The sequence below is a fragment of the Streptomyces sp. 4N124 genome (assembly GCF_052245395.1).
In the GTDB taxonomy this organism is placed as follows: domain Bacteria; phylum Actinomycetota; class Actinomycetes; order Streptomycetales; family Streptomycetaceae; genus Streptomyces.
The window spans coordinates 14337-37033 of the sequence record NZ_JBQQBS010000041.1; the positions used below are offsets into that span (position 1 = coordinate 14337).

The following is a 22697-nucleotide window of genomic DNA, read 5'->3' on the forward strand; positions in this document are numbered from 1 at the left end:
AGTGACTCACCGGTACGGCGGCAGGTGAAGCCACAGGAAACGGACGCCCCGGTTGTCGGCTTCCGTCAGGTTCCCGGACATCCGAACAGTTCCCGCACCGTCACCCGGTGAACAGCTGCGTCGCCTTCTGGACGAGTTCGTACAGCCCGTAGGCGAGCGGCGCCCCCACCCACACCCAGGCGAAGGCGATCAGACCGCGCCGGTCAGGCGGACTCTGGCTGCTGTCGTTCGACATCGACGGCCTCCTGACTGATGGGTTCGGGGATGTGATGGCGGGGGTGGACGGGCCGGACGAGTTCGTTGGCGATGAAGCCGACGACGAGCAGCCCGATCATGATGACGAAGGACAGCCCGTACAGGGACGAGCCGTGCTTGCCGGCCTCCTCCTGCCGGTCGGCGATCCAGTTCACGATCAGCGGCCCGAGCACGCCGGCCAGCGACCAGGCGGTCAGCAGCCGCCCGTGGATGGCGCCGACCTGGTAGGCGCCGAAGAGGTCCTTCAGATAGGCGGGGATGGTCGCGAAGCCGCCGCCGTAGAAGGAGAGGATCACCAGCGCGCTCAGGATGAACAGCGGCTTGGAGGAGTCGCCGAACAGCGCGAGCGACGCGTACATCAGCGCGCCCACGCCCAGATAGACGCGGTAGATGTTCCTGCGTCCGATCAGGTCGGAGGTGGACGACCAGCCGATGCGGCCCGCCATGTTGGCCGCCGACAGCAGCGCCACGAAGCCCGCGGCGGCCGTCGCCGAGACCGGCGTCGAGGTGTCCGCGAAGAAGTCCGTGATCATCGGGGCGGCCTTCTCCAGGATGCCGATGCCCGCGGTCACGTTCATGCAGAGCACCACCCACAGACACCAGAACTGCGGGGTGCGGATGGCGCTGTTGGCGGAGACCTGCGGTCCCTGGAAGGCGCTCGGCGCACCCTCGACCGGCTTCTCGGTGCGCGGCACCCGCACCAGCAGCACGCCCAGCAGCATGAACACGGCGTACGACAGTCCGTGCACCAGGAACGCCAGCGCGATCCCGGAGCTGTCGCTGCCGAACGACTCCAGCATCTGCGCCGACCACGGCGAGGCGATCAGCGCGCCGCCGCCGAAGCCCATGATGGCGATGCCGGTGGCCATGCCCGGCCGGTCGGGGAACCACTTGATCAGCGTCGACACGGGCGAGATGTAGCCGATGCCGAGGCCGATCCCGCCGACGAAGCCATAGCCGAGGACGATCAGCCAGTACTGCTCGGTCGCCGCGCCGAGCGCGGAGAGCAGGAAGCCGGACGAGAAGCACACCAGGGCCACGGTCATCGCCCAGCGCGGTCCGTTGCGCTCCACGAGCGTGCCGCCGAACGCGGCCGACAGACCGAGCATCACGATGCCGAGCTGGAAGGGCAGCGCGCTCTCGGTGCCGCTGAGGCCGAGCGCGGATTCGAGCGGCGGCTTGAACACGCTCCAGGCGTAGGCCTGGCCGATGGAGAGATGGACCGAGAGCGCGGCTGGGGGAACGAGCCAGCGGCTCCAGCCCGCGGGTGCGACTGGGGGACTCATGATCCCGAACGGTAAGAAGAACCGGGGTGGTTGAAAAGGCGGATGTCGATCGTATGCGGTGAGCGGTATCCAGAACGCGATGAACGGTCACTGATTCAACGATCACAGTGGCCGGTTCTGGTTCTTGCGCGAACTCTTGCTGCCCCAAGTCCCATACTGTAGACAATATTCCGTCGACAGAGTTTCGGCAGTGCGCCATCTCCGCGGTATCCCTCGACCGAACGGAGCTCCCCCGTATGAAAGTCGCAGTCCTCGGCGCCGGTGCGATCGGCGCCTATGTCGGTGCCGCGCTCCACCGCGCGGGCGCCGATGTGCACCTCGTCGCCCGTGGACCGCATCTCGCGGCCATGAGGCAGCACGGGGTGCGGGTGCTCAGTCCGCGCGGCGACTTCACCGCCCGCGCCCACGCCACCGACGACCCGGCCGAGATCGGCCCGGCCGACTTCGTCTTCCTGGGCCTGAAGGCCAACTCGTACGCGGCGTGCGGGCCGCTGATCGAGCCACTGCTGCACGACACCACGGCGGTCGTAGCCGCCCAGAACGGCATCCCCTGGTGGTACTTCCACCGGCACGGCGGCCCCTACGACGGCCACCGCGTCGAGAGTGTGGACCCCGACGGCGCGGTCAGTGCGGTGCTCGCGCCCGAACGGGCCATCGGCTGCGTCGTGTACGCGGCCACAGAGCTGGCGGAACCAGGAGTCGTACGACATCTCGAAGGCACCCGGTTCTCCATCGGCGAGCCCGACCGCAGCGTGTCCACGCGGTGTCTCGCGCTCAGCGAGGCCATGCAGGCGGGCGGGCTCAAGTGCCCCGTCGAGCCGGACCTGCGCAACGACATCTGGCTCAAGCTGCTCGGCAACATCTCCTTCAACCCGATCAGCGCGCTGGCCCGCGCCACCATGCGGCAGATGTGCCTGCACGGCGGCACCCGCAAGGTCATCGAGATCATGATGACCGAGACGCTGTCGGTCGCCGAGGCCCTCGGCTGCAAGGTCGGCGTCTCCATCGAGCGCCGTCTCGCCGGCGCCGAGCGCGTGGGCGACCACCGCACCTCCACGCTCCAGGACCTGGAGCGCGGCAAACCGCTCGAACTCGACGTACTGCTCGCCGCGGTCGTCGAGCTGGCGGAGATCACCGGCGTGCAGGTGCCCACCCTGCGCACCGTGCACGCCATCTCGGACCTGCTCGCGCTGAGGAGCGCCGCATGAAAAGCACGAGGAAGCGCGAACCGAAGACCTACACCCGACTCACCCACCCACTGGTACGGGATTCCCGCAACGAGCCCTTTCGCCGGGCGAGTTGGGACGAGGCACTGGACCGTGCCGCCCGCGGTCTGCAAGCCGCCCACGGCGCGTTCGGCATGTTCTCCTGCGCCCGCGCGACCAACGAAATGAACTACGTGGCGCAGAAGTTCGCCCGCGTCGTCATGGGCACCAACAACGTCGACTCCTGCAACCGCACCTGTCACGCCCCGAGCGTCGCGGGTCTGTCGGCCGCCTTCGGATCCGGCGGCGGGACGTCGTCGTACGAGGAGATCGAGCACACCGACGTCATCGTGATGTGGGGCTCCAACGCCCGCTTCGCGCACCCGATCTTCTTCCAGCACGTGCTGAAGGGGATCCGGGGTGGCGCCCGGATGTACGCCGTCGACCCACGCCGGACGTCGACGGCCGAGTGGGCGGAGAGCTGGCTCGGCCTGAACGTCGGCACCGACATCCCGATGGCGCACGCGATCGGCCGCGAGATCATCCACGCGGGGCTGGCCAACGAGGCGTTCATCGAGCGGGCGACGAGCGGCTTCGAGGAGTACAGGAAGCTGGTCGAGCCGTGGACGCTGTCGCTCGCCGAGAAGGTGACGGGCGTACCGGCCGCCGCCATACGGGAGTTGGCGCACGCCTACGCCCGCGCCGAGCGCGCCCAGCTGTGCTGGACCCTGGGCATCACCGAGCACCACAACGGCACGGACAACGTCCGGGCGCTGATCAACCTGTCGCTGCTGACGGGCCATGTGGGCCGCTACGGAAGCGGGTTGCAGCCCCTGCGCGGCCAGAACAACGTGCAAGGAGGCGGCGACATGGGCGCCATCCCCAACCGCCTCCCCGGCTTCCAGGACATCCTCGACGCGGACACCCGGCTGAAATTCGAGTCGGCCTGGGACACAGTCATCCAGCCGCACTACGGGATGAACCTCACCGAGATGTTCGAGGCGATGGAGGAGGGCACGCTCAAGGCCGTCTACTGCATCGGCGAGAACCCGGCGCAGTCGGAGGCGGACAGCGAGCAGGCGGTACGGCGCATGCAGGCGCTCGACTTCCTGGTCGTCCAGGACATCTTCCTGACGAAGACGGCCGAGCTGGCGGACGTGGTGCTGCCCGCGACCGCCGGGTGGGCCGAGACCGACGGCACAACCACCAATAGCGAACGCCGAGTTCAGCGCGTACGACGTGCGGTCACGCCGCCCGGTGAGGCTCGCGAGGACATCGACATCATCTGCGAGCTTGCGGCTCGCCTCGGCCACGACTGGAAGTACGCCGACTCGGAGGCCGTCTGGAACGAGCTGAGGTCGGTGTCGCCGGACCACTACGGGATGACGTACGAACGCCTGGAGGAGCACCAGGGCATCCAGTGGCCGTGCCCGAGCACCGAGCAGCTCGAACCGACGTATCTGCACGGCCGGTTGTGGGATGCCGACCCGGCGCAGCGGGGCATGCCGGCGCCGTTCGGGCTGGTCCAGCACGATCCGCCGGTCGACCTCACCGACGACCGGTTCCCGATCCGGCTCACGACCGGGCGGCGGCTCGACTCCTACAACACCGGTGTGCAGAGCGGGAGTTTCGCCTCGCCGCTGCGGCGCGGGGAGTACGTCGAGCTGTGCCCGGAGGACGCGGAGCGGTACGGGGTCGTGGTCGGCGAGGAGGTCCAGGTGACCTCGCGGCGCGGGGCGGTGGTCGCTCCGGTGTGGGTCGATCCGGCGCTCCGTCCCGGTCTGGCGTTCATGACCATGCACTTTCCCGACGAGGTGGACACCAACCAGCTGACGATCGAGGCGAACTGCCCGATCGCGGGGACGGCGGAGTTCAAGGCGTCGGCGATCCGGATCGAGAAGCTCCCCGTCGCGACCATCGTGAGGTGACGTAAGTGGACCTGCACTTCGGCGACAGTAAGCCGACGGACGACGAACGGGCGGCCGTCGACGCCCTGTTGGGCCCGCCCGAGTCCTCCTGGGAGGGCGCCGACCGCTCCGATGCCGACCTGCGATGGGCGCGCGGCGGACGCGAGGCCCGGGACCGCCGCGACCTGCTGTTGCCGGGGCTGCACGCCATCAACGACCGGGTGGGATGGATCAGTGACGGCGCCCTGGACTACCTGTGCCGACGGCTGACGGTGCCGCCGGCGGAGGCGTACGGGGTGGCCACCTTCTACGCGATGTTCTCCGTGAAGCCGCGTCCGGCGACGGTGCTGCACGTCTGCACCGACCTGGCATGCGCGGCAGCCGGGGCGTCCGAGCTGTGCGCCGGGATCGAGGCGGGACTCGGTCCCGGCGTCCAGGTGGAGCGCAGCCCCTGCCTGGGACTGTGCGAGCGGGCTCCGGCCGCGCTGGCGATCAGGGCCGGGGATCCGGTGCGTACGGCGGTGTCGGCGCCGGCGACCGTCCGCGAGGCCGTCCTCGCCGCGACCGCGCCGGACTCGGCGCCCGAGGAGCCGCCGGCGGCGCTCGCGGTGCCCCAGGCTGGGTCGGGCGACCTGATCCTCCTCAGCCGCGTCGGCGTGGTCGACCCGGCGTCGCTCGACGACTACCGCGCCCACGGCGGCTACACCGCCCTGCGCCGCGCCTTCGGGCTGGGCCCCTCCGGGGTGATCCGTGAGGTCAGCGACTCGGGCCTGGTCGGGCGCGGCGGCGCCGCCTTCCCCACCGGCCGCAAATGGCAGGCCACGGCGTCCCAGCCCGACCATCCGCACTACGTGGTGTGCAACGCGGACGAGTCCGAGCCGGGCACCTTCAAAGACCGCGTGATCATGGAGGGCGACCCGTACGCGCTGATCGAGTCGATGACGATCGCGGGGTACGCGACGGGCGCGCACAAGGGCTACCTCTATCTCCGCGGCGAGTATCCGCGGGCGCTGCGGCGTCTGGAGCACGCGCTGGTGCAGGCACGCGCGCGTGGGCTGCTCGGCGAGGACGTCCTCGGCCAGGGGTACGCCTTCGACATCGAGATCCGCAGGGGTGCGGGCGCGTACATCTGCGGTGAGGAGACGGCCCTGTTCAACTCCATCGAGGGCTACCGCGGCGAGCCGCGCTCCAAGCCGCCCTTCCCGGTGGAGAAGGGCCTGTTCGGCAAGCCCACGGTCGAGAACAACGTGGAGACGCTGGTCAACGTCCTGCCGATCCTGACAATGGGAGCGCCCGCGTACGCGGCGATCGGGACGGCCAGGTCCACCGGGCCGAAGCTGTTCTGTGTGTCGGGGACGGTGGACCGGCCCGGGATTTACGAGCTGCCGTTCGGTGCGACGCTGGGTGAGTTGCTGGAGCTGGCCGGGGTGCGGGACGGGTTGCGGGCCGTACTGCTCGGCGGGGCGGCGGGCGGCTTCGTACGGCCTGATGAGATGGACATCCCGCTCACTTTCGAAGGCACCCGGGAGGCGGGGACGACGCTCGGCTCGGGCGTGGTGATGGCCTTCGACGACACGGTTCCGCTGCCGCGGCTGCTGCTGCGGATCGCCGAGTTCTTCCGCGACGAGTCGTGCGGGCAGTGCGTGCCGTGTCGGGTCGGGACCGTGCGACAGGAAGAGGCGCTGCACCGGATCGCGGAGCGCACCGGTGCGGCTGCCGCCGACGACATCGCCCTGCTCCGGGAGGTCGGCCGCGCCATGCGGGACGCCTCGATCTGCGGTCTCGGGCAGACCGCGTGGAACGCCGTGGAATCCGCCATCGACCGTCTGGGGGCGTACGAATGACCGTGACACCGCTGGGGATCCCGCGCCGACTGCTGGAGTTCACCATCGACGGGGAGCCGGTACGGGCGCCGGAGGGTTCCACGATCCTCGACGCCTGCCGGTCGGCGGGGAAGGACATCCCGACCCTGTGCCAGGGCGACACGCTCACCCCGAAGAACGCCTGCCGGGTGTGCGTCGTCGAGGTGGAGGGTTCCCGCACCCTGGTCCCGGCCTGCTCCCGCAGGGCCGAGCCCGGCATGGAGGTGAAGACCGACACGGAACGTGCGCGGCACAGCCGGAAGGTCGTGCTGGAGCTTCTTGCCTCGTCGGTCGATTTGTCGACCACACCTCAAGTGGCTGAGTGGATCAAGGAGTACGAGGCGAAGCCGGACCGCTTCGGGCCGGACGCGGCCCGGTTGAATGAGGAACCCAAGGTCGACAACGATCTGTATGTGCGTGACTACGACAAGTGCATCCTCTGCTACAAGTGCGTCGACGCGTGCGGTGACCAGTGGCAGAACACGTTCGCCATCTCGGTGGCGGGGCGGGGATTCGATGCGCGGATCGCGGTGGAGCACGACGCTCCGTTGACCGATTCGGCCTGCGTGTACTGCGGGAACTGCATCGAGGTGTGCCCGACCGGCGCGCTGTCGTTCAAGTCGGAGTTCGACATGCGGGCGGCGGGTACGTGGGACGAGTCCCAGCAGACGGAGACGACGACCGTGTGCGCGTACTGCGGAGTGGGCTGCAACCTCACCCTCCACGTGCAGGACAATGACATCGTGAAGGTCACCTCACCGCACGACAACCCGGTGACCCACGGCAACCTCTGCATCAAGGGCCGTTTCGGCTACCAGCACGTACAGAACCGGGGCTGATCAGGACATGGGACGAGTCACGGAACGACGCAAGGTGATCCGGATCCGGGACGGGGCGGTCTCCACCCGCCCGGACACGCTCGTCGCCGAGGAACCGCTGGAGATCCGGCTGAACGGCAAGGCGCTCGCGATCACCATGCGGACGCCGGGCGACGACTTCGCGCTCGCCGCCGGGTTTCTGGTGAGCGAGGGGGTGCTGGGCGCCGCCTCGGAGCTGCAGAACATCGTGTACTGCGCGGGCGCCACGGTGGACGGTTCCAACACGTACAACGTGGTGGACGTGAGGACGGCGCCGGGCGTCGTGATCCCGGACATCACGCTGGAGCGGAACGTCTACACCACGTCGTCCTGCGGTCTGTGCGGCAAGGCCAGCCTGGACGCGGTCCGTACGACGGCTCGGTGGCCCATCGCCGACACTCCCCCGGTCCGGGTCGAACCCGAACTGCTGGCCGACCTCCCCGACCGGCTGCGCGCGGCCCAGCGGGTCTTCGACCGGACCGGGGGGCTGCACGCGGCGGCCCTGTTCACGGAGGACGGGGAGCTGCTCGACATACGCGAGGACGTCGGCCGGCACAACGCGGTGGACAAGCTCGTCGGCCGGGCGCTGCAGAGCGGGAGCCTGCCGCTGTCCCGGACGATCCTGCTGGTGTCGGGGCGGGCCTCGTTCGAGCTCGCACAGAAGGCGGTGATGGCCGGGATTCCGGTGCTCGCGGCCGTGTCGGCTCCGTCGTCCCTCGCGGTGGACCTGGCGGTCGAGACCGGGCTGACCCTGGTGGGGTTCCTGCGCGGCAGCTCCATGAACGTGTACGCGGGCGAGGACCGCATCGCCCTGCGGACCGCGGCCGCCCAGGGCTGACCGGCTCCCCGCGACACGACGGCGGGGCCCCGAACGGCGGGGAGCGCCCCCTGCGCCATTCAGGGGTCCCGCTGTTTTTGTTCGGTCGCCTCCGGGGGTGCTTTATGCCGGTGTCGAGACGGAGATCGTGCTCGACGCTTCGAGCCTCGGCGCGTTCCCCTCTCCAACACCGCCGCGCCCCCTACGGCTCCCTCACGGCCGGCGCGTCGGACCGGTGCTGGTTGGTGGGCCCTTGCCCGGTGCCGGGCTGGGCTGGGAGGCACCAGCGTGGCGGCCTCAAGCTGTCATGAAGCCCCCTCAGCCGGCATCAGTCGTCCGTACCGGAGATCCGGCTCAACAGCCTTATGAATTGGGCTCGTTCGGCCTCGGAGAGGGGGCTGAGGAGGTCGTCGTTCGCCGCGCGGGCCAGCTTTTCGCAGCGCGCGAGGAGTCGGGTGCCGTCCCGGGTCAGGGACACGGCGTTCTTGCGGCGGTCCGTCGGGTCGGGGGTGCGGGTGACCAGGCCGGCGGACTGCAGGTCGTTGAGGATGCCTACGACGTCCTTGGGGTCGAGGCCGGCGCTTCTGCCCAGGTCGGCCTGGGCTACGGGGGCGAGGTCGTGGGCGGCCGAGAGGACGGCGTGGTGCCACGTCCTCATGCCCTCTTCGGCCAGGGCGGCGGACACCAGGGCGCGACCCCGGGCGGCGGCGCGGCCCAGGAGCCAGCTGGGCAGGGTGCGTATCGCGAGAAGGGGAGCTTCGGCCATGGCAACACACTAGGTGAATTGTCGTTGGACTTCCCTACGATCATCTGCTTATCGTTGGGACTCCCAACGAGCCCTCTGGAGGTGCGGTCGATGCGTCGCGTGCGGTACGACGCCCCCGGTGGCCCCCTCTTGCTCGTAGGTGCCAAGGCCGTGGCGGGCTCTCCGGTAGGCCGAATAGCCCTCGGCAAGGTGGTGCCGCGGCCCTGACGCGGCGCGCAGCACCGGCAGCACTCCCCTCTGCACTCCCACGGGCCCCCACCCGCTTCTCGTGAACTGCCGACGCCACAACTACTGTCTTATGCACGCATGTTGGACGTGGGACGTCCAGACGGTCAGATGTCCAGATGCCTGAAGGGCAGGTCATGCCATGCCGCCAAGTCTTCGTGCACGTCTTAGATCCCCCCTCCGAGCTCTGAGACACACTCTCACCGCGGCCGCCGTCAGTACGGCGGCCGCCGCGCTGCCGAGCCCCGCACACGCCCAACCGGCCACCAAGGCGCCCGAGTTCGAGCAGCAGGTCCTGTTCAAGGCCTCGCAGGACCCCGGGTACGCCTGCTACCGGATCCCGGCGATCGTGCGCACCAACCAGGGGACACTGCTGGCGTTCGCCGAGGGCCGCGTCCTCAACTGCGGTGATGCCACCGACATCGACATCGTCGTCAAGCGCTCCACCGACGGCGGCCGTACCTGGGGCCCGCTCCAGGTGGTGAACGAGGGCGCCGGGGACACGCACGGCAATCCGACGCCGGTGGTGGACCAGTCCACGGGCCGGATCCTGCTGGCGGAGACGTACAACAAGGGCCGTACGGACAGCGGAAACTGCGATGTGCCCTGCAAACGCAGCCCGTATCTCCAGCACAGCGACGACGACGGGCGCAGCTGGTCCGAGCCGCGCGACCTGAGCGCCGAGATCCTGCCCGAGCACTGGAACTCGTGGTACGCCACCGGGCCCGTGCACGGCATCCAGCTCACCCGGGGCCTGAACGCAGGGCGGATCGTCATCAGCGTCAACGGCGAGACGTGGAACGGCAGTCGGGTCACCGCGAACCATGCGGCGCTCATCATCAGCGACGACGGCGGCGACCACTGGCGGCTCGGCGCCACCGACTCCTCGGAAGTCGCCGCGGACGGCACCTTCGAGCAGAAGAACGGCGAGCTGACGCTGGCCGAGCGCACCGACGGCACGATCCTGGTCAGCGGCCGCGAGCAGGACGGCACCAACGTCGGCCATCGCACGCAGGCCGTCAGCGAGGACGGCGGCGACAGCTTCGACACGCCCTTCCAGAACCTTCCCGACCTGTACGCCCCGCAGGTGCAGTGCTCGATGCTGCGAGTGAGCAGCCGCATGCTGCTGGCCTGCCCCGGCGACCCCGACCGCCGCCGGACCATGATGATCCGCTCCTCGTACGACGGCGGCGCCACCTGGGACAGCGTCGACCGCGGCACGGTCGTCACCCGGGACTGGTCCGGCTACTCCGATCTGGTGCACATCAGCGGCACCACCACGGGCCTGCTGTACGAGGCGGGTACCGTCGACGCCCGCGACGAGATCCGCTTCGCCCGGTTCAACGAGGACTGGCTCGGCCCGCGCCGCGGCCCGGACCCCACCACCGCCGACCAGGCCCTGCTCGCCCCGGCGGCCTCCGTCCTCGGTGGTGCCACGGTGACGGAGGGCGCGTTCGACGGTGCGCTGGCCTTCGACGGCACCGACGACGCCGTGCGCCTGCCGTACCACGACCGGCTCCCGCTCGGCACCAAGGACTTCACCGCCTCGCTGTGGTTTCGGCACACCGCCACGTCCGGCGAGCAGCCGCTGCTGTCGATGGGCGGCGTCGCGACCGGCCAGCCGCACATCACGCTGCGCGGCGAGCCCGCCAGCAACCGCGTGCAGGCCCTGATGACGGCGCGGGAGGGTCCGACGACCGTGCGCAAGGCGTCCGTGAGCACCGACGGGGCGTACAACGACGGCCGCTGGCACCATCTGGCGCTGCGTCGCGGCGACGGGGCACTGACCCTGTTCCTCGACGGCAAGGCGATCCGCTCCGCCGATGTGCCCGGCTCGGTGAGCCGCAACTCGCCCTTCGGTGTGCACATCGGCGAGCGCATGGACAGTCGCGCCTTCTTCACCGGCGCGATCGACGACGTCCGTGTCTGGGACCGGGCGCTGACCGATGCGGAGATCGGCGAAGTCCGTACGGACGGCACGGGGCCGGTCCTCGACACCGTGGTGTGGCTGCCCATGGACCAGGTGAACGGCAGCGACTAACGTCGCGGCGTGCCCGACGACGTACGAGCACGACAGCGGACGGGGACCGGGATCGGCCTATTGCTGACCCTGGTGCTCGGGGCCGTGCTGCTCACGGCCCTCCCGGACGGCGACCGGGAGGGCGGCGGCGCGTGCCCGGCCCGTACGGTGGGCTCCTGGTCGGCGGACCGCGGGCTGACCGGCGAGTTCGCCCGCTACGGCGACGACGCGTCCCGCGCGGACGACTGGACCGGCGGCGACGGCACCCACTCGGTGCGGCTGCCGGACGGGCGGGTGCTCTGGCTGTTCTCGGACACCTATCTGGGCCAGGTGTACGCGCCGCCCAATCCGGTCGGCGAGTCGCACGCCTGGCGGGACACCGCGGCGCCGCTGGTCCGCAACTCGGCGGTGGCGATGCGGGACGGCCGGCTCCTGAGCACCCTCCCCGCGCCCCTGTTTCCCGATCCGGGCCCGAACCAGTGGCGGTGGCCGGTCGCCGCGCGGGTCGAGCCCCGCTCGCCCGGTTCGTCGGAGCAGGTCGTACGGGTGGTGCTGTGGGTACGGACGGCCGGCCAGTCGCCCTGGATCTACGGCCTGCCCACCGCCACCGAGGTCGCCACCCTGTCCCTGCCCGATCTGCGGGTCGAGTCGGTCGTCCCGGTGCTGGACCAGCAACTCGTCCCCGATCCCTCCCGGCGGATCCTGTTCGGCACGACGCTGGTCGAACACGACGGCTGGACCTACGTCTTCGGTGGCGACGACGCCCAGGCCGCGTCCCGCCCGGCCTCGTCGGCGTACGTGGCGCGGGTGCCGGAGGGAAGGCTCGCCGAGCCGGGCGCCTGGCAGTACTGGAACGGGTCCGAGTGGGCGGCCGGTGGCGCCCCGCGCACGGTGCTGGGCGACGGGGTGGGCAGCGCGTTCTCGGTGGTGCGTGAGGACGACACGTATGTGCTGTTCACCATGGCGGCGGGCGCCGAGGGGCTGACGACGATCACCTCGTACTGGGCCTGCTCCCCCACCGGGCCCTGGCACGGGCCGACGCGGGACTTCAGCCCCGCGCTGCCCGACGGCCAGGTCGCCGCGTACAACCCCCAGGTCCACCCCGAACTGAGCGACGACGGGCGGCTGGTGCTCAGCTACGACGTCAACTGGCTGGACACCAACGGCGGCGCGGCGGCGCAGCTCAGCCGGAACGTGTCCCTGTACCGACCGCGATTCGTGACTCTTCGGCTGGAGCCGCCTCGCTGAGCACCTTGTCGTGCGACCTGCGCTTGGCGATCACCGCGCACACCATCAGCTGCATCTGGTGGAAGAGCATCAGCGGCAGCACCGCCAGCGCGGCGTGCGCGCCGAACAGGACGCTCGCCATGGGCAGTCCGGCGGCCAGGGACTTCTTCGAACCGGCGAACTGGATCGCGATCCGGTCCTCCCGGTCGAAGCGCAGCGCCTTGGCGCCGTACCAGGTCAGCGCGAGCATCACGGCCAGCAGGACCGCTTCCACGGCGAGCAGACCGGCCAGCCGGGCCGGGCTCACCTGGTGCCAGATGCCCTGCACCATGCCCTCGCTGAACGCGGTGTAGACGACGAGCAGAATCGACCCGCGGTCGACCAGCCCGAGCGCCTTCTTGTGCCGGGCGACGAATCCGCCGATCCACCGGCGCAGCATCTGCCCGGCGACGAACGGCACCAGCAGCTGCAGCACGATCTCGATCAGCGAGTCGGCGGAGAAACCGCCGGTGCTGCCCAGCAGCGAGGCCGCCAGCAGGGGTGTGGCGACGATGCCCACCAGTGAGGAGAAGGAGCCGGCGCAGATCGCGGCGGGCACATTGCCGCGAGCGATCGAGGTGAAGGCGATCGACGACTGGATGGTCGACGGGACGAGTGTGAGGAAGAGCAGGCCCTGGAAGAGCGGCTCCGACAGCAGCACCGGGACGAGGCCCCGGGACGCCAGACCGAGCAGCGGGAAGATCACGAACGTGCAGGCCAGGACCGTGACATGGAGCCGCCAGTGCTTCAGCCCGTCCAGCGCCTCGCGCGTCGACAGCCGGGCCCCGTAGAGGAAGAACAGGAAGGCGATCGCGGCCGTGGAGGCACCGGAGGCGACGTCCGCGCCCGTCCCGCGCGCCGGGAGGAGAGCGGCGAGGCCGACCGTCCCGAGCAGGAGCAGGATGTACGGGTCGATCGGCATCCAACGGGGCGGGCGCAGGCGTTTCACGGTGCTCCACTAGCTCTGGTTCTCGGGCGGTGCGGGGCCAAGAGGGCCCCTCTCCATCGTCCTCCACGGCATCGTGATCGGGAATCCGTCATACCGCTCTGACTGTCATCGCGTTCCACGATAAAGCGCTACCGTGTTCCGTGTGTACGACCCCTCCCACCTGCGCACCTTCCTGGCGGTGGCGCAGACCCTGAGCTTCACGCAGGCCGCCCGGCGTCTCGGGCTGCGCCAGTCGACGGTCAGTCAGCATGTGCGACGGCTGGAGGACGCCGCCGGGCGGCAGCTGTTCAGCCGGGACACCCACTCCGTGGAGCTGACCGAGGACGGCGAGGCGATGCTCGGTTTCGCCCGCCGGATCCTGGAGGTGCACGAGCAGGCGACGGCGTTCTTCACGGGTACCCGGGTGCGCGGCCGGCTTCGCTTCGGTGCCTCCGAGGACTTCGTGCTGACCCGGCTGCCGGAGATCCTCGAGGGCTTCCGGCACGACCACCCCGAGGTCGACCTGGAGCTGACGGTCGAGCTGTCGGGCACCCTGCACGAGCAGCTGACCGCCGGGAAGCTGGACCTGGTCCTGGCGAAACGGCGGCCCGAGGACCCGCGCGGTGAACTGGTCTGGCACGACGACCTGGTGTGGATCGGCGCGGAACGCCTGCGGCTTGACCCCGACCGCCCGGTCCCGCTGATCGTGTACCCACCGCCCGGCATCACCCGCGCCCTGGCCCTGGAGGCCCTGGAACGGCAGGGCCGCGCATGGCGCATCGCCTGCACCAGCGGCAGCCTCAACGGCCTCGTCGCGGCGGCCCGCGCGGGTCTGGGCGTGATGGCCCACTCCCGCGGCCTGATCCCGCCCGGCCTCATCCGCGTCCCGGACCGGGCGGGCCTGCCGGAGCTCGGCCAGGTCGACTTCGTCCTGGTCCACGGCCGCCGCCGCACCTCCGCCCAGGGCGCGGCGGACGCCCTCGCCGCGGCGATCCTGGCGGGCGGCGACCGGCTGCACCGGCGTCAGCGGAAGGGCTTCTGATACGTCAGCTGCTTGACCCGGCGCAGGAACGGCGTCGCCTCCACGTGCTGGACGCCGGGGAGGTGGCCGAGGGGCCCGCTCAAGTAGTCGTAGAGTCCCGCGCTGTTCTTCACCACCGACGTCACCATGATGTTGGACGGGCCCGCGGTGGCGGAGGCGTAAGCGACCTCGGTGTGGGTGGCCAGGGCCTCGCCGACCGAGTGCAGGGCGGCGGGACTGGTGGTGATCCAGAGGGCGGCGGCGAAGGGGTAGCCGAGGGTCTCGGAGTGGTACTCGACGTCGATGTAGACCGCTCCGGACGCGAGCAGCGCCGCGAGGCGGCGCTTGACGGCGGACTCGGAGCGGCCGGTGGCGCGCTGGAGCTCCGGATAGGTGGCACGCCCGTCGCGTTCCAGGACGGCGAGCAGCGGCTCGTCCTCGGCGGGGACGCGGGCCGGGCCCGTGGCGGTCACCGGCTCGGGGCGCAGGGCCGCGATCTGGTCCTCGGTGAGCACCCCGAACTTGCGTGTCCAGCCCATCGGTCCGCCGTAGAAGCGGTGCAGCATCTGGTGGGCGCGGATCTCCACCACGCTGGGGGTGCGGGGCAGCTTGCCGAGCAGCAGGTCGTCGTAGGCGCCGGGACTGCGCGGGCGCGTACCGAAGACGACCTCGGTGCCGCCGGAGGCGAGCCCGATCCAGCTGGTGTCGGGGCGCCGGGCGAGCGCGTCGGCGATGGTCTGCGCGGCGTCGGGTGCGCATCGCAGGCGCACCATCCACTCGTCCTGCCCCAGCCGCACCGCGTCGCGGACCGCCACGACCCGCAGCCCGCCCTGGGCGCACAGCCGGCGGAACCGGCGCGCGACGGTCTGGTCCGAGACACCCAGCACCGCTCCGATCCTGCTGAAGGAGGCGCGGGCGTCGATCTCCAGCGCCGACAGCAGCTGTACGTCGAGCAGGTCGAAGGTGTCGGATTCCAGCTCGATCACGGCTTCTCCCATCGGATTCCAGCGGCCGAACGCCTCGTACCGCCGCGATCGGCCGGACGGACCCCATCGTACGAACCGATACGCAGCCATCGCACAGGGAGTTGAGGACATGCGTACTTGGGGGCCGCTGACGGCCGTCTGTCTGGGCACGTTCATGTTGTTGCTGGACGTGACGATCGCGATCGTGGCACTGCCGGAGATGGCCGGATCGCTGCACGCGTCGCTGAGCGATCTGCAGTGGGTGATGGACGGGCACGCGCTGGCGCTGGCAGCGCTGCTGCTCGGGGTGGGCGCCGCGGCGGATGTGCTGGGGCGGCGGCGGGTGCATGTGGCGGGGACCGTGCTGTTCGCGGTGGCGTCGCTGCTGTGCGGGCTGGCGTCGGGGCCGGGGATGCTGGTCACCGCGCGCGTTGCAGGGTGTGGGCGCCGCAGCGATGCTCGCGACCACGCTGCCGCTGCTGGGCTCGGTGTACCAGGGCAAGCGGCGCTCGGTGGCGCTCGGCGTGTGGGGCGCCGTCAGCGGGGCGGCGGCCGCGGTGGGGCCGGTGCTCGGCGGGCTGCTGACCGACGGGCCGGGCTGGCGCTGGATCTTCTACGTCAATCTGCCGGTCAGCGTGGCCGCGGTGTGGCTGACGCTGCGGGTGGTGCCGGAGTCGCGGGGGCCGCGGGAGCGCCGGATCGACTGGGCGGGCACGGCGACGTTCGCGGTGCTCGCCGGTGCGGTGACGTACGGGGCGGTGCGGGCCGGGTCGCACGGCTGGACCGAGTCCCGAACGCTCGCCTCCTTCGCGGTGGCCGCCCTGGCTCTGGTCTGCTTCGTCGTGGTGGAGCGGCGGGTCGCCGACCCGCTGCTCGATCCGCGGCTGTTCCTGAAGCCGTCGTTCTCCGGGGTGATGGTGGGGGCGCTCGCCTTCAACGGGGCCGCGTTCGGCGTGATGGCGTACACGTCGATCTGGCTGCAGACCCTGCTCGGGATGAGTCCGGTGCGTGGCGGGCTGGTCTTCCTGTGGCTGTCGCTCGCCTCGTTCGTGGTGGCCGCGGCCGGCGGGCGGCTGCTGCACGGGGTGCCGGCGCGGATCACCATCGGGGGCGGGTTGCTGCTGATCGGCTCCGGCCAGTTCTGTATGGCGGTCCTGGACTCGGACTCGACGGCGGGCACGCTGGTCCCCGGGCTGATCCTGGTGGGTGTCGGTACGGGTCTGGTGTCGCCCGGTATCGCGGGCGCCGCGCTGGCGGCCGTACCGCAGGACCGCGCGGGCATGGCGGGCGGCGCGGTGAATACCTTCCGGCAGCTCGGGTATGCGCTCGGCATCGCCGTCTTCGGTACGGTGCTGACCTCCCGGATGCAGGACACGCTGCCGCACGACGCGGCGCACGCGCTGGCGGGCGGTGGCGCCGGAGCGCTGCACGGCACGTTCTCCGAGCGCACGCTGCACGAGGCGTTCGCCGCGGGCCTCAACTCGGCCGCGGGGGTTGCCGGTTGCGTGGCGATGGCGGCCGGAGTGCTCGTCCTCGCGCTGGTCAGGGCGCCGGGCGGAGTGACGAAAGCGCCCGCGCGGACGCTGACGGAAGAGAGGGCCGCACACCGGAACTGACGTCGTCCGGTGCCGTAATCGCGTCGTACAGATTCGGTGGAGATTACGGCACCGAAACTTACTCAACCGTCAGGAAACTGTCCGACCCTTCCCCATGTGAGCGCATTTTCCGACGCTGACCAGGGCGTACCTGAGAGTCACTCCGTTTCGACCCCTCTCCCGCCGCGCCCGCGCGTGGGGTAGCTTTCACGGCCTGTGCGGAGCGTCACCAATGAGCGAACCAGGTAAGAGGGAGCGGGGAGCGGGGTTTGCGCGAGTTCACCAACCCTCCGTTGGCATTGGCGCCGCCGGTGGGCGGTCTGGCCGATGTCGTCTTTCAGCACGCCCAGGAAGACCCGCTGCACATCGCGCTCGGCCGCAAGGACGAGCTGGACCAGTGGCGGGACGTCACCGCCGCGGAGTTCCGTGACGAAGTGCTGGCTCTCGCCAAAGGTTTGCTTGCCCAAGGCATCCGGTTCGGCGACCGGGTCGCGATCATGTCCCGCACCCGTTACGAGTGGACGCTCTTCGACTTCGCGCTGTGGACGATCGGTGCCCAGGTGGTGCCGGTCTATCCCACGTCCTCGGCCGAGCAGTGCTTCTGGATGCTGTACGACGCCGAGTGCACGGCCGCGATCGTGGAGCACGAGGACCACGCGATGACGATCGCCACGGTCATCGACCGGCTGCCGCAGCTGCGCCAGCTGTGGCAGCTCGACTCCGGCGCCGTGCAGGAGCTGTATGACGCGGGCGCCCACATCGACGACGAGATCGTGCACCGGCACCGGCAGGCGGTCACCCCGGACTCGGTCGCCACGATCATCTACACCTCGGGGACGACGGGCCGCCCCAAGGGCTGTGTCATCACGCACGGCAACTTCATGTACGAGGCGGACACGGTCATCGAGCGCTGGGAGCCGGTGTTCCACTCCAAGAAGGGCGACGAGGCGGCCACCCTGCTGTTCCTGCCGCTCGCGCATGTCTTCGGGCGGATGGTGCAGGTCGCCGCGATCCGCGGCAAGGTCAAGTTCGGCCACCAGCCGCAGATGAACGCGGCCGCCCTCCTTCCCGACCTGGCCGCCTTCAAGCCGACGTTCTTCCTCGGCGTGCCGTACATCTTCGAGAAGGTCTTCAACGCCTCCCGCCGCAAGGCCCAGCGGGAGGGCAAGGCCGGGCCCTTCGAGAAGGCCGTCGAGATCGCCGTGAAGTACGCGGACGCCGTGGAGGCCAAGGCCTGGGGCATCGGGCCCGGCCCCTCGGCCGGTCTGCGCGTGCAGCACCAGCTGTTCGACAAGCTCGTCTACGCCAAGATCCGGGCGGCGATGGGCGGCCGCATCCGGCACGCGATGACCGGCGGCTCGGCGATGGACCGGCGGCTCGGCCTGTTCTTCGCGGGCGCGGGCGTGCACATCTTCGAGGGCTACGGCCTCACCGAGTCGACGGCCGCCGCGACCGCCAATCCGCCCGAGCGCACCCGCTACGGCACCGTCGGCCAGCCCATCCCCGGCATGACCGTGCACATCGCGGACGACGGCGAGATCTGGCTGCACGGCGCCAACATCTTCCACGGCTACCTCAACAACAAGAAGGCCACCGACGAGACCCTGCACGACGGCTGGCTCGCCACCGGCGACCTGGGCTCCCTCGACGAGGACGGCTATCTCACCATCACCGGCCGCAAGAAGGAGATCCTCGTCACCTCCGGCGGCAAGAGCGTCTCGCCGGGCCAGCTGGAGGAACGCGTACGGGACCATCCGCTGGTCTCCCAGTGCATCGTCGTCGGCAACGACCGCCCGTACATCGCCGCCCTGGTCACCCTCGACCAGGAGGCCGTCGAGCACTGGCTGTCGATGCGCGGCAAGCCCCAGCTGTCCCCGGCCGAGCTGGTGCGCGACGCGGACCTGGAGACGGAGGTGCGGCGCGCGGTGGTCGCCGCCAACACGCTCGTCTCCCAGGCCGAATCGATCCGCACATTCCGGATACTCGCCCAGCCGTTCACCGAAGAGCACGGGCTGCTGACCCCGTCGCTGAAGCTGAAGCGCAAGGCGATCGAGAACGCGTACGCCAACGAGGTCGAGGCGCTGTACCGGGCGTGACGCCGGTGCAAGGAGTTTCGAGGGATTCTCCGGTCAGGAATGCATCACGGCTCGTGATCGTTGACGATATGAGTACCACCTGACGACAACCGAAGGATCGAGAGCTCGTGAGCAGCAAGGTCCCCCCGATCATCCTCAACAACGGCGTCGAGATGCCCCAGCTGGGCTTCGGCGTCTGGCAGGTGCCGGACGACGAGGCGCAGCAGGCGGTCACCACCGCGCTGGAGGCCGGGTACCGCAGCATCGACACAGCGGCGATCTACGGCAATGAAGAGGGCACCGGCAGGGCGATCGCCGCCGCCGGCGTTCCCCGCGAGGATCTCTTCGTCACCACCAAGCTCTGGAACAGCGACCACGGGTACGACTCCACCCTCCGCGCCTTCGACGAGTCCCTGGCCAAGCTCGGCCTGGACCACCTGGATCTGTACCTGATCCACTGGCCGCGCCCGGCCACCGGCAACTTCGTCGACACGTACAAGGCGTTCGAGAAGCTCCTCGCCGACGGCCGGGTCCGTGCCATCGGTGTCTCCAACTTCCTGCCGGAGCACCTTCAGCGCCTGATCGGCGAGACGTCGGTCATCCCGGCGGTCAACCAGATCGAGCTGCACCCGCACCTCCAGCAGCACCGGGCCCGCGAGTACCACGCGGAGCAGGGCATCGCCACCGAGGCCTGGTCGCCGCTCGGCCAGGGCAAGGGCCTGCTGGAGGTCCCGGCGGTCGTCGCCATCGCCCAGAAGCACGGCCGCACGCCCGCCCAGATCGTGCTGCGCTGGCACCTCCAGCTCGGCAACGTCGTGATCCCCAAGTCCGTGACGCCGTCCCGGATCAAGGAGAACATCGAGGTCTTCGACTTCACCCTGGACACCGAGGACCTGGCGGCGATCAGCGCGCTCAACGAGGACCGGCGCATCGGTCCGGACCCCGCCACGCTCGAATAAGCCTGAGCAACACCGATCGGGCGGCCCGCATACGTCAGTCGGGCCGCCCGATCGCGTCAGTTGGGCTGCCCGATGGGTCGTACGACGACCGTGTTGATGTCGACCCCCTCCGGCTGGCGGATCGCCCACACCACCGAGTCGGCGATCTGGTCCGCGGTGAGGAGATGGCCGGGTGGCAGACTGCCGTAGCTGTCCCAGAACGGGGTCTCCACGCGGCCGGGCGCGATCAGAGTCACGCCGACGCCCCATTCGGTGACCTGCCGCCGGGTGTTCTCGGCGAGCCCGGTCACCGCCCACTTCGTCGCCCCATAGATATTGCCCGGGCCCGGCACGAACCCGGCGACGCTCCCGACCAGGACGATCCGGCCCCGTGTCTCCTTCAGCGCGTCGATGGACGCGCGGATGAGCAGCGCGGGGCCGAGCACATTGGTCAGCACCATCTCCGTCCACCCGGCGGGATCGCCCTCGGCCACCGAATCGTGCGTGGCGAAACCGGCGTTGGCGACCACGGTGTCGAGCCGCCCGAACTCCTTCAGCGTGACCTCGACGGCCGCACGGATCTGGTCGTAGTCGCCCGCGTTCCCGGTGATCGTCAACAGGCCCTCGGGATCGCCGAGTTCCTCGGCGAAGCCGCGCAGACGTGCCTCACCGCGACCGGTGACGGCCACCCGCTGCCCGGCGTCGAGCAGCTGCCGGGCGACCGCGGCGCCTATGCCACTGCCGCCGCCGGTGATGAGCGCGACCGGAGAGTCGGTCATGGTTTCCCCCTGTTCGTAGGTGAACTGCGGAGGAGTCCATCACTTGGAGTGCTCTTGAAGTCAAGTGCTCTGTGCCCGTCCCGGCCGCTGCTGCCCCGGGCCCGCCTCAGCCGGTGCGGACGGCCGTGTGGACCGTGCGGGCCGACAGGACGAACAGGTCCGGGCGGTGGTGGACGCTCGCCTTGTCGTCGGGGTCGACGAGGCGGTCGAGGGTGGCGCGGTCGGTGGCGTCGAGGCTGTCGCCGATGACCTCGCGGTGGCGGGAGAGGGTGGCGGCGGCGACGGTGCGTGCCCGGTCGGGAGCCGGGGCGGGCAGGTCGAGCAGGAAGCTGCGGGTGCCGGTGGGCTTCAGACCGGCGGCGGTCATCAGGGCCGGCCAGTCCTCGGGCACGGCCACACTGCCCGGCAGCGCCGCCCGCATCTCCGTGAACCACTCCTCCTGCACGGCGTCGAGACGTGCCTGCAGGCCCGGGCGCCCGATCCCGATGTCGCGCGGCAGGAAGCGGGTGGGCAGGCCGCCCTCCACGAGCGCGAGCGTGCCGCCGAACGTCAGCCGCTCACCGTAGGCCGCGATCGCGGCGCGCTGGTCACCGAGGTGGTGCAGGCTGTGGCTGGCCCAGATCAGATCGGCCGGGTAGTCCAAGTCGGCCATGATGTCCGGCAGTTCACCGGCGAGTGTGCCGAAGCGGTCCGCGACGCCGAGCCGCTCCGCCCGCGCGCGGGCTCGCTCCAGCAGTGGCTCAGAGCCGTCGACGGCGACGACCCGGGCGCCGGGGAAGGCGTCGGCGAGCAGACAGGAGACGACGCCGGGTCCGCTGCCCGCGTCGACGATCAGCCCCGGTTCGGTCTGTTTCTTGCCGAGCCAGGCGAGCGCTCGCTCGTGCAGGGGCATGTACAGCTCCGCCTGGGCCTCCAGCAGCGGGGCCATCTCCGCCCAGTCGATGTCCGTGTGATCGTGATGGTGATGGTGGTCGTGCTGATGCTGTTGCTGGTCATCGTGCGCCATGGTGGTGAGCCTCTCGTCCAGGTACGGCCAGCGTGCGCCGACGCACCGCGAACAGGCAATCGCAGTTGCCACCACAGCAAAAACCACGACGCCGAAAATCGGATGCGTCGCCTGCCGCCGGTCGCCCAGGATGGCCCCATGGACGACGTGATGGTGGAGCGGTTCCTCGAAGACGGGTTCGTGAAGATCGAGGGCGCCTTCCCGCCGCGCGTCGCCGAGCACTGCGCGCGGCTGCTGTGGCGGGAGACCGGGTACGACCCGGAGGATCCGGGCACCTGGAAGGACCCGGTGCACTGGGTCTACGACATGGCGCAGGGCCCCTTCGCGGCCGCCGCCAACTCCCCCGCCCTGCACGAGGCGTTCGACCTGCTGGTGGGTGAGGACCGCTGGCAGTCGCGCTACTCGCTGGGCACCTTCCCGCTGCGGTTCCCGCACGAGGAGGAACCGGACGACGCGGGCTGGCACATCGAGGGCAGCTACGTCCCCGAGGGCGCCGAGCACCCCCACACGAACCTGCGCTCGAAGGACCGCGCCCTGCTGATGCTGTTCCTGTTCAGCGAGGTCACCGAGGACAACGCCCCGACCCGCATCCGGGTCGGCTCACATCTCGACGTACCGCCGGTCCTGGCGCCGTACGGCGAAACGGGCGCCTCCTACCTGGAGCTCGGCCCGAAGGTCGCCGAAGCCTCCGCGCACCGCCCGCTCGCCCACGCCACCGGCCACCCCGGCGACGTCTACCTCTGCCACCCCTTCCTCGTCCACGCAGCCCAGCCCCACCACGGCACCCGCCCCCGCTTCATGGCCCAGCCACCCCTGCACCCGGCGACCCCCATCGAACTGGAGCGACCCGACGCCGACTACTCGGCAGTGGAGTTCGCAATCCGCCGGGGACTGGACAGAGAGAACTGACCAGTCCCCGGCGGG

18 protein-coding genes and 1 pseudogene are annotated in these 22697 nt (G+C 70.5%); 12 read left to right on the forward strand and 7 right to left on the reverse strand.

All coding sequences use genetic code 11. The features are described 5' to 3' along the window. Positions 1–100 precede the first annotated feature (100 nt). Together ACTWQO_RS32625 and ACTWQO_RS32630 are read right to left on the reverse strand one after the other, a co-directional pair. Positions 101–235, reverse strand: coding sequence for an MFS transporter small subunit (locus ACTWQO_RS32625; RefSeq protein ID WP_301985634.1), 135 nt, complete (start codon positions 233–235; stop codon positions 101–103). Continuing rightward, entirely contained in the window at positions 204–1541 is a 1338-nt protein-coding gene (locus tag ACTWQO_RS32630; RefSeq protein ID WP_443240976.1) for an OFA family MFS transporter, read from the reverse strand. Before ACTWQO_RS32630 ends, ACTWQO_RS32625 begins: the two co-directional genes overlap by 32 nt. Before the next feature lie 236 nt (positions 1542–1777). On the opposite strand from ACTWQO_RS32630, the gene ACTWQO_RS32635 reads away from it, so the two are divergent. From ACTWQO_RS32635 to fdhD, 5 genes are read left to right on the forward strand one after another with little or no spacing between them, the layout of a single operon-like run. Beyond that, on the forward strand, positions 1778–2749 hold the full coding sequence (locus ACTWQO_RS32635) for a 2-dehydropantoate 2-reductase (RefSeq protein WP_443240977.1): 972 nt from the start codon (positions 1778–1780) through the stop codon (positions 2747–2749). Next, positions 2746–4674: a molybdopterin oxidoreductase family protein gene (locus ACTWQO_RS32640; protein ID WP_443240978.1), complete on the forward strand. Its 1929-nt coding sequence runs from the start codon at positions 2746–2748 to the stop codon at positions 4672–4674. Before ACTWQO_RS32635 ends, ACTWQO_RS32640 begins: the two co-directional genes overlap by 4 nt. A gap of 5 nt (positions 4675–4679) precedes the next feature. Next, entirely contained in the window at positions 4680–6497 is a 1818-nt protein-coding gene (locus ACTWQO_RS32645; protein WP_443240979.1) for an NADH-ubiquinone oxidoreductase-F iron-sulfur binding region domain-containing protein, read from the forward strand. Further along, complete coding sequence (locus ACTWQO_RS32650) at positions 6494–7354, forward strand: 2Fe-2S iron-sulfur cluster-binding protein (RefSeq protein WP_443240980.1); 861 nt, start codon at positions 6494–6496, stop codon at positions 7352–7354. Before ACTWQO_RS32645 ends, ACTWQO_RS32650 begins: the two co-directional genes overlap by 4 nt. A gap of 7 nt (positions 7355–7361) precedes the next feature. After that, positions 7362–8210, forward strand: a complete 849-nt coding sequence (gene fdhD / locus ACTWQO_RS32655; RefSeq protein ID WP_443240981.1) for a formate dehydrogenase accessory sulfurtransferase FdhD — start codon at positions 7362–7364, stop codon at positions 8208–8210. Positions 8211–8517: 307 nt separating this feature from the next. On the opposite strand, the gene ACTWQO_RS32660 is transcribed toward fdhD, so the two are convergent. After that, positions 8518–8955: a MarR family winged helix-turn-helix transcriptional regulator gene (locus ACTWQO_RS32660; RefSeq protein WP_443240982.1), complete on the reverse strand. Its 438-nt coding sequence runs from the start codon at positions 8953–8955 to the stop codon at positions 8518–8520. A 367-nt stretch (positions 8956–9322) separates the two neighbouring features. On the opposite strand from ACTWQO_RS32660, the gene ACTWQO_RS32665 reads away from it, so the two are divergent. Then, on the forward strand, positions 9323–11221 hold the full coding sequence (locus ACTWQO_RS32665; RefSeq protein ID WP_443240983.1) for an exo-alpha-sialidase: 1899 nt from the start codon (positions 9323–9325) through the stop codon (positions 11219–11221). Positions 11222–11230: 9 nt separating this feature from the next. Then, complete coding sequence (locus ACTWQO_RS32670; RefSeq protein WP_443240984.1) at positions 11231–12448, forward strand: DUF4185 domain-containing protein; 1218 nt, start codon at positions 11231–11233, stop codon at positions 12446–12448. Here the strand turns inward: ACTWQO_RS32670 and ACTWQO_RS32675 are convergent. After that, complete coding sequence (locus ACTWQO_RS32675) at positions 12384–13388, reverse strand: bile acid:sodium symporter family protein (protein ID WP_443241040.1); 1005 nt, start codon at positions 13386–13388, stop codon at positions 12384–12386. The two genes, ACTWQO_RS32670 and ACTWQO_RS32675, sit on opposite strands and share 65 nt — an antisense overlap. 169 nt (positions 13389–13557) lie before the next feature. Here ACTWQO_RS32675 and ACTWQO_RS32680 point away from each other — a divergent pair, with 169 nt between their 5' ends. After that, complete coding sequence (locus ACTWQO_RS32680; protein ID WP_443240985.1) at positions 13558–14436, forward strand: LysR substrate-binding domain-containing protein; 879 nt, start codon at positions 13558–13560, stop codon at positions 14434–14436. On the opposite strand, the gene ACTWQO_RS32685 is transcribed toward ACTWQO_RS32680, so the two are convergent. Beyond that, positions 14418–15398 carry an Lrp/AsnC family transcriptional regulator gene (locus tag ACTWQO_RS32685; protein ID WP_443241041.1) on the reverse strand — a complete coding sequence of 327 codons (981 nt, stop codon included), beginning with the start codon at positions 15396–15398 and terminating at the stop codon, positions 14418–14420. The two genes, ACTWQO_RS32680 and ACTWQO_RS32685, sit on opposite strands and share 19 nt — an antisense overlap. Before the next feature lie 112 nt (positions 15399–15510). Here ACTWQO_RS32685 and ACTWQO_RS32690 point away from each other — a divergent pair. From ACTWQO_RS32690 to ACTWQO_RS32700, 3 genes and pseudogenes are all read left to right on the forward strand, one after another. Further along, positions 15511–16996 (forward strand): annotated as a pseudogene (locus tag ACTWQO_RS32690) (MFS transporter). Between the two features lie 248 nt (positions 16997–17244). Then, positions 17245–19071: an AMP-dependent synthetase/ligase gene (locus ACTWQO_RS32695; protein ID WP_443240986.1), complete on the forward strand. Its 1827-nt coding sequence runs from the start codon at positions 17245–17247 to the stop codon at positions 19069–19071. A 107-nt stretch (positions 19072–19178) separates the two neighbouring features. Then, complete coding sequence (locus ACTWQO_RS32700) at positions 19179–20009, forward strand: aldo/keto reductase (protein WP_443240987.1); 831 nt, start codon at positions 19179–19181, stop codon at positions 20007–20009. A 56-nt stretch (positions 20010–20065) separates the two neighbouring features. Here ACTWQO_RS32700 and ACTWQO_RS32705 read toward each other — a convergent pair whose 3' ends face one another. Together ACTWQO_RS32705 and ACTWQO_RS32710 are read right to left on the reverse strand one after the other, a co-directional pair. Further along, on the reverse strand, positions 20066–20767 hold the full coding sequence (locus tag ACTWQO_RS32705; protein ID WP_443240988.1) for an SDR family oxidoreductase: 702 nt from the start codon (positions 20765–20767) through the stop codon (positions 20066–20068). Between the two features lie 106 nt (positions 20768–20873). Next, complete coding sequence (locus ACTWQO_RS32710) at positions 20874–21773, reverse strand: class I SAM-dependent methyltransferase (RefSeq protein ID WP_443240989.1); 900 nt, start codon at positions 21771–21773, stop codon at positions 20874–20876. A gap of 138 nt (positions 21774–21911) precedes the next feature. Between ACTWQO_RS32710 and ACTWQO_RS32715 the strand changes: the two genes are divergently transcribed. Next, positions 21912–22682: a phytanoyl-CoA dioxygenase family protein gene (locus tag ACTWQO_RS32715; RefSeq protein ID WP_443240990.1), complete on the forward strand. Its 771-nt coding sequence runs from the start codon at positions 21912–21914 to the stop codon at positions 22680–22682. Positions 22683–22697: the final 15 nt, after the last annotated feature.